The organism is Pararhizobium sp. PWRC1-1, assembly GCF_049897905.1.
Lineage (GTDB): Bacteria > Pseudomonadota > Alphaproteobacteria > Rhizobiales > Rhizobiaceae > Pararhizobium.
In genome coordinates, this window is sequence record NZ_JAFCXE010000022.1 from 34,187 (window position 1) to 48,386 (window position 14,200).

Genomic DNA, 14,200 nt, shown 5'->3' on the forward strand with positions numbered 1-14,200 from the left:
TATCCTAACATAAATTTGGCAAGGCGACACCGGAGCAGGTCCGCTGGCGGGCCTCGGCAAATTCCAATCTCAGGGAGATAGTGGCATGACGTTGACGACCATACGGACCACATCCGGCCGCGGCCGGCTCTTTAAAAGTATTCTCGACACGATCGGGGATACGCCGACAATCCGCATTAACAATTTGGGACCGGACAATGTCACACTCTACGTGAAGGCCGAGTTCTTCAATCCGGCGGCGTCAGTCAAAGACCGGCTGGCGCTCAATATCATTGAAGAGGCTGAACGGGTTGGCGCTTTGAAACCCGGCCAGACTGTCGTTGAGGCAACGAGCGGCAACACCGGAATCGGGCTTGCGATGGTGTGCGCACAAAAGGGCTATCCGCTTGTGGTCACGATGGCCGACAGTTTTTCCGTAGAACGCCGCAAACTGATGCGGATGCTGGGAGCCAAGGTGGTCCTGACGCCGCGCGCTCAAAAAGGCCTCGGGATGTACAACAAGGCGGTGGAGCTTGCGGAATCCAATGACTGGTTTCTGGCCCGCCAGTTCGAGACCCAAGCGAACGCCGCTATTCATGAAGCAACGACCGGTCGCGAGATCGTCAACGATTTCGCTAGCTCGCGCCTTGACTGGTTCGTCAGCGGCTACGGCACTGGCGGCACGCTTGTTGGCGTTGCCCGTTTGCTGCGCAGGGAGCGGCCGGACACCCGCATCGTGATGGCCGAACCTGACACTGCACAGCTCGTCGGCAGCGGGACGCCGCAGCAACGGCGTCCCGACGGGGCCCCGGCCCTCAGCCATCCGGCTTTCGATCCGCACCTGGTCCAAGGCTGGACGCCGGACTTCATCCCAAACGTGCTGCAGGAGGCGATCGATGCAAATCTCTACGACGAGGTGATGCCCATTGCCGGTGCGGAGGGAATAAAATGGTCAAAGGCGTTGGCGCAAAAGGAGGGAATCTTCACGGGTATTTCAGGAGGCGCGACCTTTGCGGTTGCGCAGCAGATTGCCCAGAAGGCTCCAGACGGTTCTGTGATCTTGTGCATGCTTCCCGACACGGGTGAGCGCTACATGACCACTGCGCTCTTTGACGGGATCGCGGCCGAGATGGACGAGGAGGAGCTTGCTCTGTCGCGCTCGACTCCTGGATTCCAGTTCGCTGCTGAATGACCGAGGGGGCAAATGCACACGATCTCAAAAATTCTAAATGCTCCACCCGAGGAAACACTCGACCCAGATAGCTGGGATGACGTTCACGATCTGTCGCACCAGATTATAGACGACGCCATCGGCTATCTGCGTGACGTGCGCGATCGTCCTGTCTGGCAGGACATGCCATCCGGTACAAAAACGTTCTTCACGACGCCGCTCCCGCAGTCTCCGGTCCCCTTGGCAGACGTTTATCAGCAGGTGACCAACACCGTGATGTTATATCCGATGGGCAATATTCATCCTCGTTTCTGGGCCTGGTACATGGGATCCAGTAATTTTACCGGTGCATTGGGCGATTTTCTGGCTGCGATCCAAGGTTCCAATCTCGGCGGCGGCAATCACGCAGCAGCTTTGATGGATAATCAGGTGATCGACTGGTGCAAAGAAATGATGGGCTTTCCAGTCTCTGCGAGCGGTACACTGGTCAGCGGTGGATCGATGGCCAACATCATCGGCCTGACCGTGGCTCGCAATGTCATGGCGGGGGTGGACGTGCGTGAGCTTGGTGTAGCCGCGATGGAACGCCCCCTCCGTTTCTATGGTTCCGATCAAGTTCATAGTTGCCATCGCAAGGCGATGGAATCGCTCGGTCTCGGCAACCAAGCTCTGCGCCGTATTGCTACCAACGGGGAATTGCGTATCGACTTAGCCGCTCTGCGGCGTGCGATCCTAGAAGACCGTGCGGCGGGATATCGGCCCGCCTGTATTATCGGCACGGCTGGAACCGTGAACACCGGCGCAATCGACGATCTCGACGCGTTGGCAACGATCGCTGAGGAGGAGGGGCTTTGGTTTCATGTCGATGGCTGCATAGGCGCGCTTATCGCCATTTCTCCGCACAATGCCCATCGGGTCGCTGGCATTGAACGGGCCGATTCTCTGGCACTTGATCCGCACAAATGGCTGCATGCACCATTCGAGGCAGGGTGTGCGCTCGTGCGGGACGCCGGCCTCCATCGTGGCGCCTTCGCAGTAACGCCGGAATACCTTGAAACCGCGCCGCGGGGACTAGCGTCCGCGGCTTGGCTGCATGAATACGGGCTGCAGACGTCACGTGGCTTTAAGGCGCTGAAGATCTGGATGGCCCTAAAGGAGCATGGCATCGAGAAGTTCGGCCGCCTAATCGACCAAAACATCGAACAGGGCCATTACCTCAGCGCCCTCATCAAAGCCGAGCCTCTGTTGGAGCTGGTGGCGCCCACCACCATCAATATCGTCTGCTACCGCTATCGCCGCGCCGGCCTGGACGACGGTCGACTGAAAATACTCAACATCGAAATTATGCTGCGCCTGCAAGAATCCGGCGTCGCGGCTCTTTCCGATACAACCGTTCACGGCGCACATTGCCTGCGGGTTGCGATCAACAACCACAGAACTCGGCGCCAAGATCTGGATCTGCTCGTTCGCGAGACTATCCGCATCGGCGAACTAATCGGCTGAACACTGCGGCTTGCCATCGGCGCCGCTCGCTTGCAGAAAAATCCGGCCGATATGATCGCTCGCATTTACAAGGCTCCGATGAAGCATTGACGAAATTATGATGAAGCGGAACTGCACCTACTATCGGAACCCTTCCCATCACCCAGGGGAAGGGGCGATCCGACCACTCAAAAAATAAGAAGGTAAAATTTTCCGACTTTCACAGGTGGTCGTACAGCGACTTCCAAGGATGAAAATGACCCCTCCCGGACGGAAAAATGCCGAAACGCGTCCTGAGTCATCTACGGCCGAAAGCAGGCCAATCGCACGTGAGCAAGGGCATCGAGACGATGCTGGCTCAGGCAGATGCTGCCATGTACCAAGCCAAAAACAGCGGGCGGAACCGCTGTGTCTCCTGGGGTTCCTCGAACACTGATCACACGGTAGGTTCCCGGCGCCGGGTTTTGAAAGCAGGGTCGATTGTCTTCAATGAGCGACGTTCTACAGTGGACTGCACAGTGAAATCCATCGGAACCGACAGCGCCGGTCTTACAGTGTCCAATTCGGCTGGTATCCCTACCGAGTTCGTTTTGTCTATAAAGGGAGAAGGCTTTGAAACCCATTGCCAGGTCATTGCGCAAGATCGGCAAAACTTGGAAGTGGTGTTTCGGTAACTGCCCGCCCGCCCGCGGCCTCGATACAGCCATTCTTACCGCACTAAACCACAACGACCGATAATACAACATTATCGGTCATAATATTGGCGCTACTAGTGGTGCGCTTTTGTTCGAAAAAATCCAATTTAAGCGCACGCTGCGAAATCCCCCCAGCCGGGGATCGACCACGATAACGCAGGCACCTTTGAAGTCCTTGACGTTGCGCGTTCCCACCGTCAGCCCATGAATGTGAGCCGCCGCGGCGATCAACACATCGACTTCATTGCGCCGATCGGGAACCCGCATGCCCCGAAATCCGGCTGGGTAGAGCCACGCGGGTATCGTGTCAAAGAGTCAGTGTTGCGAGGGCCTCAGGGCACGTCAGCAGCGCTCCCGGGTGCCGCCCGTCAGACGGTCGTGCAATGCTCGAGCTGCTCAAGGGTGGGAACGTTTTGGAATTGGAGGCCGCGAGTGCTGTCGTCGGAGACAGCTCGGGTTCGACCGGAAAATAGCCCGCCAGAACGACCGCGAAAGGTAGGGCCAGGGCGTCAACCCTCACCGCTGCAGCTTTTTTCATAACAACTTCCGACCTGGAGCTCTCGTCGCCTCAGCTTAAGCCGAGGCGATCTTTGACTTGATCAACCAGCAATTAGGCGGAACCGTCATCCAGCCAATTTTCGACGCTGCGCGGCACAAGGCCGAGAAGCCGTTGCGCGCTAGTGTCTCCAGCAATCACATTTCCATCGAAGCTTTGTGAGAGCCTGATAGAAGGCCGCAACATTCGCAGCGGCGGGACCAAACATCGGCTCCAGCAATTTGCGGAATCCTTCCGGCGACTGTGCTTCAAATTGGACTGGCCGATTGAATCTCGCGGAAAACCCATCAGCCAAGCAGCACCTTTCAGTCCGGGCAGGTGTTCGACACCGACGATGCCGGTGACCGTATGGTCCGTCAGCAATCTTTTGGCGACCTCCGCGATGCAGTGCTTTTGGCTTTGGTTCTTTTGCTGACGATCCGCCGTAGCCGCAAAATTGCATTTCAAGAGGAGTGAGACACCGTACAAGAGTTCATTGTTTTTCCCACTGAGGAACGACGCGGGGGTTGGGCCACTTCTCAGAGGCAATCCATGCGGGCCAGTGGAACACAGCGAGCACACCCGGCAGGGCGTGTTGAAAGCGCTGATTTCAAGCGACGTCAGCGACTTGCGTATCTGAGGCACTGATACCAGCGGACGCATAGCAAAATTACCGACTGGTCGAAATGGCGGCCTTTGAACATCGTCATCCCCGAAAATATCGAGAGCTGATTACCGTTCCCCGGTTAGCAAAAAGTTTGCAACAGAACCTGCGTTTGGTTAGGTTGCATGGCCCTTGGATGCGATGATCGCACTCTGGCGAATCTGCGGATCGGGACAGAGTGCGGGCATTGCAATGCCAGAATAGCACAGGAGTATTTTCGATAGAGATCCAAATGCAATCGCCATTGAACGATGAGAGCCGAGAGCTTGAGAGCATCGTTTCAGTCGCCATTGTCCTTTTGGCCGCCGGGGAGGCTAGCCGCATGGGCAAAGGCAAAGCGCATAAACTTCTTGCGGAATTTGACTGCGTTCCGCTCGTCCGCCGTGCCGCGATGACTGCGCTGGGCGCTGATGCAGTCACAGTCGTTGTCGTCACTGGCCATCGCGGCGCCGAGATCGAATCTGCACTCTCCGGCCTTGCCTTGATATCAGTCGAAAATCATGATTACGCATCGGGCATGGCAAGCTCGCTAATCGCCGGCTTCGGAGCCGCGGGCGTGAACAATCCGCACGGCGTGCTCGTCATGCTAGCCGACATGCCGTGGGTGACGACTGCGGACATTAATGCTCTGATTGCAACATTTCGGTCCTCGTTGGGGCAGGCGGTAGTGCGCGCTGTTTCAAACGGAAAACCTGGAAATCCGGTCATCCTGCCACGTTCGTTGGCCGATGCGGTGCTACGCCTTGTTGGCGATGTCGGCGCGCGGCACATCGTCGAGATGTCGGGACTGCCCGTGATCGAAGTCGATATCGGAGAAGCGGCGCATATGGATGTTGATACCCCTGAAGACGTGATCGACGCCGGCGGTATCTTACGGGCATAGAAGGCCCTTGCCCAAGTCGAAACGGGCGGAGGTCTTGCCGAAGCCCAATGCGGCAAAAAAATCGGCTTCGTTGACCGCATGCCCCCCATGTCGGGGTATCCGAAGGAAACTCCGAGTTTGCTGGGATGGCCCAGGCGGTCGAAGTGTCCATCTAAAGGAGGAGAACCGAACAGGGCGCGACGGGTTGGCACCAGCCGCCGTAAAGCTGATGCGACGTGCATTGGAGAAAGGGTCGGGTCCGCAGTGTCTTTCCAAAGTCTGAAAGACGGATCCTGGTTGTCAGGGGGTATCAATCGCTCAAGGGAAATCTTCCGGTGGAACATATCAGGACCGCACGGAGGATGATAAATACCCAAGCTTCTGCTGAAGTACGAGCATTAAGAATAGGGCGATCTGCCACGGGATGAGATCAGCGACGACGAGCAACGAGACGTTTGCAAGCCTCATCGCCAAGGCACCTACAGCCAGTAAAGCGGTGATAGCTCAGTATAACAAAAGGAAGCTGACGTACATTTGGAAGGATCGGAGACTAAGGCGCGGAAGTCTCACACAGCCCAACGAGGACGAATAGTCGATTTTGATTGGTGCGACCGGCATCGCTGCAACTCTAGTCAGCTGCCCTAGGCCAACCTTCGAAACAAGCCTCAATCGCGAGAAGAGAACCCGGCTCGGTCGGCAGCCCATGCCACGAACGCGGCCCTTAGACGGTCGGCCGCGGGGGAGAGGCTGTGTTGGCGCCGCTGCAATAGCGAGACGTCGCGCATGACAAGCGGATCGACGAGGTCGATGGTCTTTACCTGGACCGCGGACGCCAACTGGCTTGAGTTTTCAGGCAGGACGCCGACGCCCATGCCGGCGGAAATCATGCTGATGGCTGTGGTCGAGAACCGCACTTCGTATTTCGGCCGGAAATTCGGCACGACGCGGATGAGATTGTGCTCGACGAGGTTGCGCAGCGGGTTCGTGGCGGCAAGAACGATCAGGTTCTCGTCCTTCAGCTCCGCCCAGCTTACCGACCGTCGCTTGGCAAAATGGTGATCCTCCCGGCAGATGAGCATCAGCTTGTCTCGCAGCAGTGGGGTCGCGGAGATTTCCGTATCGTCCTCCGACAGGGTGCCCACGGCGATATCGACCTCGTTGCGCTTGAGCGCCGGGGTGATCGCCTCTTCCGGCATGTCGCGGATGTTCACCGAGATTTCGGGATACATGCGCAGGAACCGCGCGATAATGGGCGGCACGATCGTTGCGGCAAGGACGATCGCGGCGGCGATGGTCACCTGGCCCCGCTTGAGTGAGGCGTTGTCTCTGACGTCGCCGACCGCCAGTTCGAGATCCTTCAGGATCTTGCGGGCCTGCGGAAGGAATTCCTGCCCGACGAGCGTCAGGCACACCATTCTCGTATGGCGGTCGAAAAGACGCGCACCGATCTCTTCTTCCAGATCCCGGATCAGGATGCTGACCGCCGATTGCGTGAGATGGAGGCTGTTGGCTGCAAGATTGAATTGACCGAGCTCGGCCACTGCGATGAAAGCCCGCAGTTGCCGCAGGGTAATATTCATGGATGAGCTATCCCTTTCGAACACGCCGTTTGCGCGGCTACCATCAATGCTGCCACAGGCGCTCCTGTCTAGCCCGCAAGGGTCGATTGCTCGAGATGATCCGCCGTTTTCCCTGCCATGAGGAGGCCCAGCTCATCCAGGCGGCTGCGGTCGGGCGGCAATTCGCCAAGGATCTCGCCGTGGCACATGACGAGAATCCGGTCGCAGATCGCGAAGAGTTCTTCGAGTTCCGTCGAGATCAGCAGGATGGCGCGGCCGCTGTCGCGCTGCTTCAGCATCTCCTCCATTACGAATTCCATCGCGCCGATATCGATGCCGCGGGCGAGCTGGTTCACGAGGATGAAATCGGGGTTGCGCGCCAGTTCGCGGGCGACCACCAGCTTCTGCTGGTTGCCGCCGGAAAGGTCTCCAATCCGCTGGTTCTCGTCGCGGGATTTGACGCGAAAGCGCTTGATGAGGTCGCGGGTATGCGCTCCGATCTCGCGCCGGTTGAGCATGCCGCGGGCGGCAAAGGGCGGCTGGTCATAGCGCTGGAGGATGGTGTTCTCGCTGAGCGAAAGCGACATGACGATGCCGTGCTTGTGCCGGTCTTCGGGAATGTGGGAAAAACCGCTGGCATTGATGCGGGCGGGTTCCAGGCCGGTGATGTCCTTGCCGTTCAGCACGACGCTGCCGGCATCGACCGGCAGCAGGCCGGAGAGCGCTAGCGACAGTTCGGTCTGACCGTTGCCGGAAACGCCGGCAATGCCGACGATCTCGCCGGCGCGCACGGTAAGACTGATGCCGCGCACGGCCGGAAGCCCGATCTCGCTGCGGCAGCTGAGGTTTTCGACCGACAGCACGATCCGGCCGGGGGCTGCGGGGCTGCGGGCAAGCTCCATGCCGACGTCGCGCCCGACCATCATGCGGGCAAGTGCCCGCGCATCCGTCTCGGCGACGTTGACGGTGTGCACCACGCGCCCATCGCGCATGACGCTGATGCGGTTGCTGACGCGCATCACCTCGTCGAGCTTGTGGGAGATGAAGACGACCGTCTTCCCATCCTTGACGAGGTCGCCCATCAGCGCGAGCAGCCGGTCCGTTTCCTGGGGCGTCAGCACCGCGGTTGGTTCGTCGAGGATAAGAAGGTCAATGCCGTGGAACAGGACTTTCAGGATCTCCACGCGCTGCTGCTCGCCGACGGAAAGGTCTTCGATGAGCGCGTCCGGGCGTACGTCCAGTGCATAGCGGTCGCTGAGTTCGCGGATCCGCGCATGGACCTTGTCCATGTCGTTGATGAGCTTGAGGGCCGACCCCTGGCCGAGGATGTAGTTCTCCGCGACAGTGAGGTTGGGCACGAGCATGAAGTGCTGGTGCACCATGCCGATGCGCTGGCGGATCGCCTCGCGCGGGCTGTTGAAGCGCACGGACTGGCCCCTATAGACGATTTCGCCCTCATCGGGCCGCACCATGCCGCAGATCATGCTCATCAGCACGCTCTTGCCAGCGCCGTTCTCGCCGAGCAGCGCGTGGATCTCGCCCTCCTCGATTTCCAGCGACACGCCGTCGCTGGCGATGATCGAGCCGAAACGCTTGCGGATATTGTCGATGCGCAGGAAGGGTTTGGGGGACATTTTCATCACCTCATGTCGTAGGGTTGGCCGAGCTTGCCCGGTGCTGCGCCCTTGCCGCGGACCACGACGAGCGTAACGATCGTCATGATGTAGGGTAGCGCCTGCAGGAGCTGATAGGGCACGACGATGGACGCCTGGGCCTGGAGCATGAGCTGCAGGGCATAGAAGAGACCGAAGAGCAGGGAGACGAAAAAGGCCCCGATCGGCGACCAGCGGGCAAAGACGACCACGGCAAGCGCAATGAAGCCACGCCCGGAGGTGATGCCCTCGACGAACTGGTTGGAATGGCCAAGCGTCAGGAACGCGCCGCCGAGCCCGGCGAGCCCGGTACCGACCATTACTGCGGCGTAGCGGTAGCCGGCGACGTTGCGGCCGGCCACGTCGACAGCCTTGGGATGCTCGCCAACCGCGCGCAGCGTCAGGCCGAAGGAGGTGCGGTAGAGGACGAGCGTCGCGAGGATAACGACGAGGATCGTCGAGTAGACGATCAGGTTCTGGCGGAAGAAGGCCTCGCCGAGGAAGGGCAGGTCGCTAAGCCAGGGGATGCGGATGGGCTGTGCGATCTCGATACCCTTGCCGGTTGAGACATAGTAGGTGCGGAACAGGAAGGCCGTCAGGCCCATGCCGAGCAGGTTGAGTGCTGCACCCACCACGATCTGGTCCGCCTTGATGGTGATCGTGAAGAAGGCGAAGACCAGCCCGAACAGCATGCTGCCGCCGACGCCTGCGAGAAGCCCGAGCAGGATGCTGCCGGTCGCAAAAGCTGCCGCGAAGCCGCAGAAGGCGCCGACGAGCATCGTTCCTTCGAGCCCGATGTTGAGCACGCCGGCGCGTTCGGAAAAGACTTCGCCGATCGAGGCGAAGATTAGCGGCGTGGCAAGCCTCCAGGCCGCGCCCAACAGCGTCGCGAGGAAGGTGAGAAACATCATGTCGTCCATTGAGCAGGCCTTTCGGAAATGTCGCTTAAGGTTTTGTTTTCACGCAAAGTTGCCGTCTGCTCTGCGGGAGTTTCCATTCTTTCAAGCCACGATTCTGATGACGTCGCGGAACTTTGCAAAGGCGACGACCGACAGGATGACCATGCCCTGTATGACGAGGACGAGAACCTGCGGCACCTGCGAGGTGATCTGGAGCACCTCCGAACCGGACCGGAGCGTCGCGAAGAGCCCGCCCGAGATGATCGCCGCCAGAGGGTTGTTGTTGGCAAGGAGTGCGACGGCAATGCCTTCGAAACCGTAGCCGGGCGAGATATTCTGGTAGAGCCGGTGCGTGACGCCCGCCACCTCGAAGGCGCCGGCAAGTCCCGCCAGCGCACCGCTGATACAGATGGCGATCATCACGTTGCGGCGCACGTCCATGCCGGCATAACGCGCCGCATGGGGGTTGAGGCCGACGACGCGGAGCGCAAAACCCCGGCTGCTTCGCTGCAGGAAGATGTAGAGCGCCACCGCCAGCACCACAGCGACGAGGATGCCGATATGCAGCCGCATGTCCGAGACGATGCGCGGCGTCCAGGCTTCGCGCACCAGCCGAGCCGATTGCGGATAGGCAGCACTCGCGTCCTTCATCGGTCCGGTGACGAGATAGCTCGTCAGGATGATGGCGATGTAGTTGAGCATGATCGTGGTTACGATCTCGCTCGCCTGGAAGCGCACCTTGAGATAGCCGGCAATGCCGGCCCATGCTGCACCCGCGAGCGCACCCGCGAACATGACCAGCGGCGCATGCACCCAGACGGAAAGCCCGTCGATGTTGGTACCGACGAAGGTGGCGGCGATTGCGCCGACGTAAAGCTGTCCCTCGGCGCCGATGTTCCAGATGCTGCACCTAAAGGCGACGCAAAGTCCCGCACCGATAAGAATGAGGGGCGTCGCCTTCAGCAGGATCTCTGCGACAGAGCGCGCGTCCTGGAAGGAGCCGAAGATCATGACGGTGACCACATCGGCGCCGTTGAAGCCGTTCAGCCACAACAGGGCTGCGCCGAAAGCGAGGGCCACAAGGACCGCGGCGATCGGGGTCACGGCGCTGATCGCGGCTTGCGATAGCGTCCTGTAGATGGCGTGGGTTGCTTGAGGAGACATGTGCTCCCGCGCTCCCTGGTTTACATGTTGCATGATAGGTCCGGATGTTGGTGTGGCGGCGATGCTTCGCTGCGACCGGACGGGGCCGGTCGCAGCGAAAGCCTGTCACGGCAAGTCAGTCTTGATCTCGCCGGCAGCGATTTTGGCGACGATCGCGTTGACCTCGGCACGGATGTTTTGCGGCACCGAGACCGGCCCGTCGTCGCGGAAGGTGAAGGAAATGACCTTCGGATCCTTCAGGCCGAAGACGACATTTTCCGAAGGCGGATTGCCGTCACGGATCGAGCGTACGACTTCCACCACTCCCTGTGCATAGTCGGCGACGTAGAGCCCCAAAATGTTGTTTGGGGCAACCTGGGTGAAGTCGCTGAAGATCGAGAAGCTGCGCACGTCCGGACCGGATTCGGCGATCGCCTGATAGCCGCCGACGGTCGCGCCAGAGGCATTCGGCACGACAAAATCGGCACCTTGCGCTATCATGCTCAGCGTCGCTTCCTTGGTGGCGGTGGTATCGGTAAAGTTGCCGATATAGGCCTCGCTGATCGGGAAGTCCGGGTTGACGCTCTTGACGCCGTTCTTGAAGCCGGCGAAGGCCTGCTGGATAGGCGGGATTTCCATGCCGCCGACGAGGCCCGCCTTCTTGCCCATTTTCGCGGCGATCACGCCCATCAGATAGAAGGGTTGGCTGGTGTCGGTGTTGAGCCCGATCACATTGCCTTCGTGGATGCTGCTCGATGAAATCAGGAAATGGATGTCCGGATAGTCGAGTGCGACTTCGAGTGCGGCATCCTGGAATTCGAACCCATGGCCCAGGATCACCTTGTAGCCTTGGCTGGCATAGTCGCGGAACGCCTTTTCGAACGATGCGGGGTTTTGCTGGAGCTCGACATAGCTGATTTTGGCGCCAAGTTGTTCCTCTACACCTTTAAGCGCATTGAACCCGATGCGGTTCCATCCTTCTTCCGAGACGCTACCGGGCACGAGAAGGCCCATCTTGAAGTCTTGGGCCAGCGCCAGGCTCGGCCAGATCATTCCGGCCAATGTCAGCCCGAGAGCAGACGCAAGCAGCGAACGACGCGAAAGTGCGGTCTTCTTCATTTCATTCCTCCCATTAGATTGCAGTCTCAATCCCCCCGGAGCCGCTGTTCCCTTATGCGTTCTCCGTCAGGCGGATATTTTTCGTGGCGCTTTGCGACACAAGGCGTCCCTTCGAAAAGACGAAGGCACGGTCCGGTCCGCCGGCAACCAGCGTGTCTGTGTCAATGCAGTCTGTGACGACGAAGTCGGCGCGCGCACCGGCCCGTAGTCCATAGTCCTTGCCGAGGCCCATCAAGCGGGCCGGCGCCGTGGTGATCATGCGGTGCGCGGCGGCAAGCTCGTCGCCCCGCAAGTGCCCGGCAAGCAGCGTCCAGCGGGCAATCTCCAGCATGTCGCCGGAGCCGGTCGGCACGAACGGATCCTGGATATTGTCGGATGCCGTCGCGATTGTGACTCCGGCCCGGTGCAGTTCTGCGACCCTTGTCAGGCCGCGCGGCGGCAGCATCTCGTAGTCGCGACCCTGCAGGTAGAGGTTTGCGGCCGGAAGCGTGATGACGCCGACGTCAAGGGCAAGGATGCGCTCGGCGATGTGCTGGAAATCCCCACGGGGCAGGGCACTTAGCACCGAGACGTGGCTGAAGACCGTGCGCCCTTGCATGCCGAAGCGCTCGACCCGGTCAAGGGCGGCATCCAGCAGATGCACGCCGGCGTTGAGGTGCTCATCGAGATGCAGGTCGACCGGCTTGCCGGCATTGACCGCAGCGGAAAACAGGATGTCGAGATAGCGCGGCGGGTCTTCGGAAACCGCAGGCGTTCCGCCGACGGCATCGGCCAGCGCCACTGCACCGTCGATGTTCTTGCCCAGCCATTCGAAGTCCTGGCCGGGATGGGGCGTCATGAAAGCGACAAGCTGGAGCGTGATGCGGTCCTTCGCGCCATCGCGGATGCCTGCCAGCGTCTCGATGCCGTGGAAGGCGGCGTCTTTGTCGACATTGATGTGGCTGCGAATGGCGGTCGTGCCGCGGGAAAGACATCGCTCGATAGTACGAGTGGCGCGCTTGTATATGTCGTCCGGTCCGGCAGTGCGGGCATATTTGGCGAAGGCCTCGCGCGCGCCCTGAAGCGTTCCGGACGGATTGGGGGTGAAGCGCAGAACCCCGGTCTTGTCGAGATGCTGGTGTGCATCGACGAAGCCAGGCGAAACCAGCATGCCGCTGATATCGACGCAGGCGCCGCGGTAGGCACGGTCGATGATGGGTTCAACGGCGGCGATCCGCCCGTCCGCCCCGACGACGATATCACTGATCGATTGCGTCCCGTCGCCATGGATAACGGTTCCGCCCGTGAGCGCAAAGGACTGACCGGCGGCCAGATTTGCGAGTGCCGCAGTTGGATTGTCCCTTGCCATATCGTCCCCACTCTCTTGTTGTTGGGTAAAAGTAAGCACGCGCTTTTAATTAAAACAAATTCATTATTTCAATGCTTTGATGAATGATTCGTAATAATCGAAAACCAGGCGACCACCGTGTCTTCGTGCCGCCGGGCGGCCTGGCGGATGAACCGCTACGGCCGTTCAGTGCCTGTATTGAGGTTCTTCCGCGTCGAGTTGTCGGCGAATTGCGGCGAGATGGGCGCGGGCGGAATCCGCGTCGCCCTCGCGCATCTGGCGGTAGGCGGCCTCCGCGATGGCCGGATCGACGGGGGAAACCCTGCGGCCGGTGGACATGGCAAGCACCTGCACTTCAGCCGCCCTCTCGAGATAGTAGAGGTCGTCCCAGGCCTCGGCGATCGTTGGTGCGAGCACCAGCACGCCGTGGTGCTTCATGAACAGGATATCCGCATCGCCGACAGTCCGCGCGATGCGAGCGCCTTCGCGGTGATCGAGCGCCAGGCCATTGTAGTTTTCGTCCACGGTGGTGCGGCCATAGAATTTTAACGCCGTCTGTCCGGCCCAGATCAGCGGCGGGCCTTCGGTCATGGAAAGCGCGGTCGCATAGGGCATATGGGTGTGGAAGGCGACCCTGGCGCGCGGCAGGCGCCGGTGGATTTCGGCGTGGATGTACAATGCGGTCGCTTCCGGCTCGCCCGCGCCATCGACGACGGTGCCGTTGAAATCGCAGATCAGAAGTTTTGAGGCCGTCAGCTCGCGAAAGGCATAACCGTACGGGTTGACGATGAAGAGATCGTCATATCCCGGCACGACCGCCGAAAAGTGATTACAGACGCCTTCCTCGAAACCGTTTCGCGCCGCCATGCGGAAACAGGCGGCAAGATCTTCCTTGGCGGTGCGGATGGCAGCGCCCGAGAGGTCGGGGCGGTTGGGCCGCACGGGTTCGTGCGGATTTTCGGCGCGGTCTTTCAGGAAATGAGCCATGAATGCTCCCGGTCTGGTCTGGTGTGGGCTGGGAGCGGCGGCTAACCTGGCAGTGCCGGTGCCGCGCACAGCAAAGGCCATAGAGGCTCGCTGCGCCCTGCCTGCCCGCGCACCGCGCAGTCCAGC

Annotated in this window: 12 protein-coding genes and 1 pseudogene; 4 read left to right on the forward strand and 9 right to left on the reverse strand. The window is 60.2% G+C overall.

Going from position 1 to position 14,200, the window contains the following annotated elements; genetic code table 11:
- The first annotated feature begins 85 nt into the window (after positions 1–85).
- From ACP7E0_RS26795 to ACP7E0_RS26805, 3 genes and pseudogenes are all read left to right on the forward strand, one after another.
- Positions 86–1,171 carry a PLP-dependent cysteine synthase family protein gene (locus tag ACP7E0_RS26795; RefSeq protein ID WP_426129406.1) on the forward strand — a complete coding sequence of 362 codons (1,086 nt, stop codon included), beginning with the start codon at positions 86–88 and terminating at the stop codon, positions 1,169–1,171.
- Positions 1,172–1,183: 12 nt separating this feature from the next.
- Positions 1,184–2,653, forward strand: a complete 1,470-nt coding sequence (locus ACP7E0_RS26800; RefSeq protein ID WP_426129408.1) for a pyridoxal phosphate-dependent decarboxylase family protein — start codon at positions 1,184–1,186, stop codon at positions 2,651–2,653.
- Between the two features lie 302 nt (positions 2,654–2,955).
- Positions 2,956–3,306, forward strand: a pseudogene (locus tag ACP7E0_RS26805) (sensor domain-containing diguanylate cyclase); the annotation flags it as partial.
- Between the two features lie 78 nt (positions 3,307–3,384).
- Here the strand turns inward: ACP7E0_RS26805 and ACP7E0_RS26810 are convergent.
- Together ACP7E0_RS26810 and ACP7E0_RS26815 are read right to left on the reverse strand one after the other, a co-directional pair.
- Entirely contained in the window at positions 3,385–3,594 is a 210-nt protein-coding gene (locus tag ACP7E0_RS26810) for a hypothetical protein (RefSeq protein WP_426129410.1), read from the reverse strand.
- Positions 3,595–3,937: 343 nt separating this feature from the next.
- Positions 3,938–4,525 (reverse strand): hypothetical protein, encoded by a 588-nt coding sequence (locus tag ACP7E0_RS26815; protein WP_426129411.1) that lies wholly within the window; start codon positions 4,523–4,525, stop codon positions 3,938–3,940.
- Positions 4,526–4,758: 233 nt separating this feature from the next.
- Here ACP7E0_RS26815 and ACP7E0_RS26820 point away from each other — a divergent pair, with 233 nt between their 5' ends.
- Positions 4,759–5,409, forward strand: coding sequence for a nucleotidyltransferase family protein (locus ACP7E0_RS26820; RefSeq protein ID WP_426129413.1), 651 nt, complete (start codon positions 4,759–4,761; stop codon positions 5,407–5,409).
- Between the two features lie 644 nt (positions 5,410–6,053).
- Here ACP7E0_RS26820 and ACP7E0_RS26825 read toward each other — a convergent pair.
- The 7 genes from ACP7E0_RS26825 to ACP7E0_RS26855 all read right to left on the reverse strand — a co-directional run bounded on the left by ACP7E0_RS26825 (position 6,054) and on the right by ACP7E0_RS26855 (position 14,074).
- On the reverse strand, positions 6,054–6,968 hold the full coding sequence (locus ACP7E0_RS26825; RefSeq protein WP_426129415.1) for a LysR family transcriptional regulator: 915 nt from the start codon (positions 6,966–6,968) through the stop codon (positions 6,054–6,056).
- 68 nt (positions 6,969–7,036) lie between these two features.
- Complete coding sequence (locus ACP7E0_RS26830) at positions 7,037–8,581, reverse strand: ABC transporter ATP-binding protein (RefSeq protein WP_426129416.1); 1,545 nt, start codon at positions 8,579–8,581, stop codon at positions 7,037–7,039.
- A gap of 5 nt (positions 8,582–8,586) precedes the next feature.
- Positions 8,587–9,519 carry an ABC transporter permease gene (locus ACP7E0_RS26835; RefSeq protein WP_426129418.1) on the reverse strand — a complete coding sequence of 311 codons (933 nt, stop codon included), beginning with the start codon at positions 9,517–9,519 and terminating at the stop codon, positions 8,587–8,589.
- 81 nt (positions 9,520–9,600) lie between these two features.
- Positions 9,601–10,662 carry an ABC transporter permease gene (locus ACP7E0_RS26840; protein ID WP_426129420.1) on the reverse strand — a complete coding sequence of 354 codons (1,062 nt, stop codon included), beginning with the start codon at positions 10,660–10,662 and terminating at the stop codon, positions 9,601–9,603.
- Between the two features lie 105 nt (positions 10,663–10,767).
- On the reverse strand, positions 10,768–11,760 hold the full coding sequence (locus ACP7E0_RS26845; RefSeq protein ID WP_426129421.1) for a BMP family protein: 993 nt from the start codon (positions 11,758–11,760) through the stop codon (positions 10,768–10,770).
- 52 nt (positions 11,761–11,812) lie between these two features.
- Positions 11,813–13,108 carry an amidohydrolase family protein gene (locus tag ACP7E0_RS26850; protein WP_426129423.1) on the reverse strand — a complete coding sequence of 432 codons (1,296 nt, stop codon included), beginning with the start codon at positions 13,106–13,108 and terminating at the stop codon, positions 11,813–11,815.
- Between the two features lie 165 nt (positions 13,109–13,273).
- On the reverse strand, positions 13,274–14,074 hold the full coding sequence (locus ACP7E0_RS26855) for an aldolase (protein WP_426129424.1): 801 nt from the start codon (positions 14,072–14,074) through the stop codon (positions 13,274–13,276).
- Positions 14,075–14,200 lie beyond the last annotated feature (126 nt).

What these genes read in the sequence shown, in the direction of transcription:
- ACP7E0_RS26855 (WP_426129424.1), bottom strand. Translation starts at nt 14,074, where the DNA reads ATGGCTCATTTCCTGAAAGACCGCGCCGAAAATCCGCACGAACCCGTG.
- ACP7E0_RS26845 (WP_426129421.1), bottom strand. Translation starts at nt 11,760, where the DNA reads ATGAAGAAGACCGCACTTTCGCGTCGTTCGCTGCTTGCGTCTGCTCTC.
- ACP7E0_RS26820 (WP_426129413.1), top strand. Translation starts at nt 4,759, where the DNA reads ATGCAATCGCCATTGAACGATGAGAGCCGAGAGCTTGAGAGCATCGTT.
- ACP7E0_RS26835 (WP_426129418.1), bottom strand. Translation starts at nt 9,519, where the DNA reads ATGGACGACATGATGTTTCTCACCTTCCTCGCGACGCTGTTGGGCGCG.
- ACP7E0_RS26800 (WP_426129408.1), top strand. Translation starts at nt 1,184, where the DNA reads ATGCACACGATCTCAAAAATTCTAAATGCTCCACCCGAGGAAACACTC.
- ACP7E0_RS26815 (WP_426129411.1), bottom strand. Translation starts at nt 4,525, where the DNA reads ATGCGTCCGCTGGTATCAGTGCCTCAGATACGCAAGTCGCTGACGTCG.
- ACP7E0_RS26840 (WP_426129420.1), bottom strand. Translation starts at nt 10,662, where the DNA reads ATGTCTCCTCAAGCAACCCACGCCATCTACAGGACGCTATCGCAAGCC.
- ACP7E0_RS26850 (WP_426129423.1), bottom strand. Translation starts at nt 13,108, where the DNA reads ATGGCAAGGGACAATCCAACTGCGGCACTCGCAAATCTGGCCGCCGGT.
- ACP7E0_RS26830 (WP_426129416.1), bottom strand. Translation starts at nt 8,581, where the DNA reads ATGTCCCCCAAACCCTTCCTGCGCATCGACAATATCCGCAAGCGTTTC.
- ACP7E0_RS26810 (WP_426129410.1), bottom strand. Translation starts at nt 3,594, where the DNA reads ATGCGGGTTCCCGATCGGCGCAATGAAGTCGATGTGTTGATCGCCGCG.
- ACP7E0_RS26795 (WP_426129406.1), top strand. Translation starts at nt 86, where the DNA reads ATGACGTTGACGACCATACGGACCACATCCGGCCGCGGCCGGCTCTTT.
- ACP7E0_RS26825 (WP_426129415.1), bottom strand. Translation starts at nt 6,968, where the DNA reads ATGAATATTACCCTGCGGCAACTGCGGGCTTTCATCGCAGTGGCCGAG.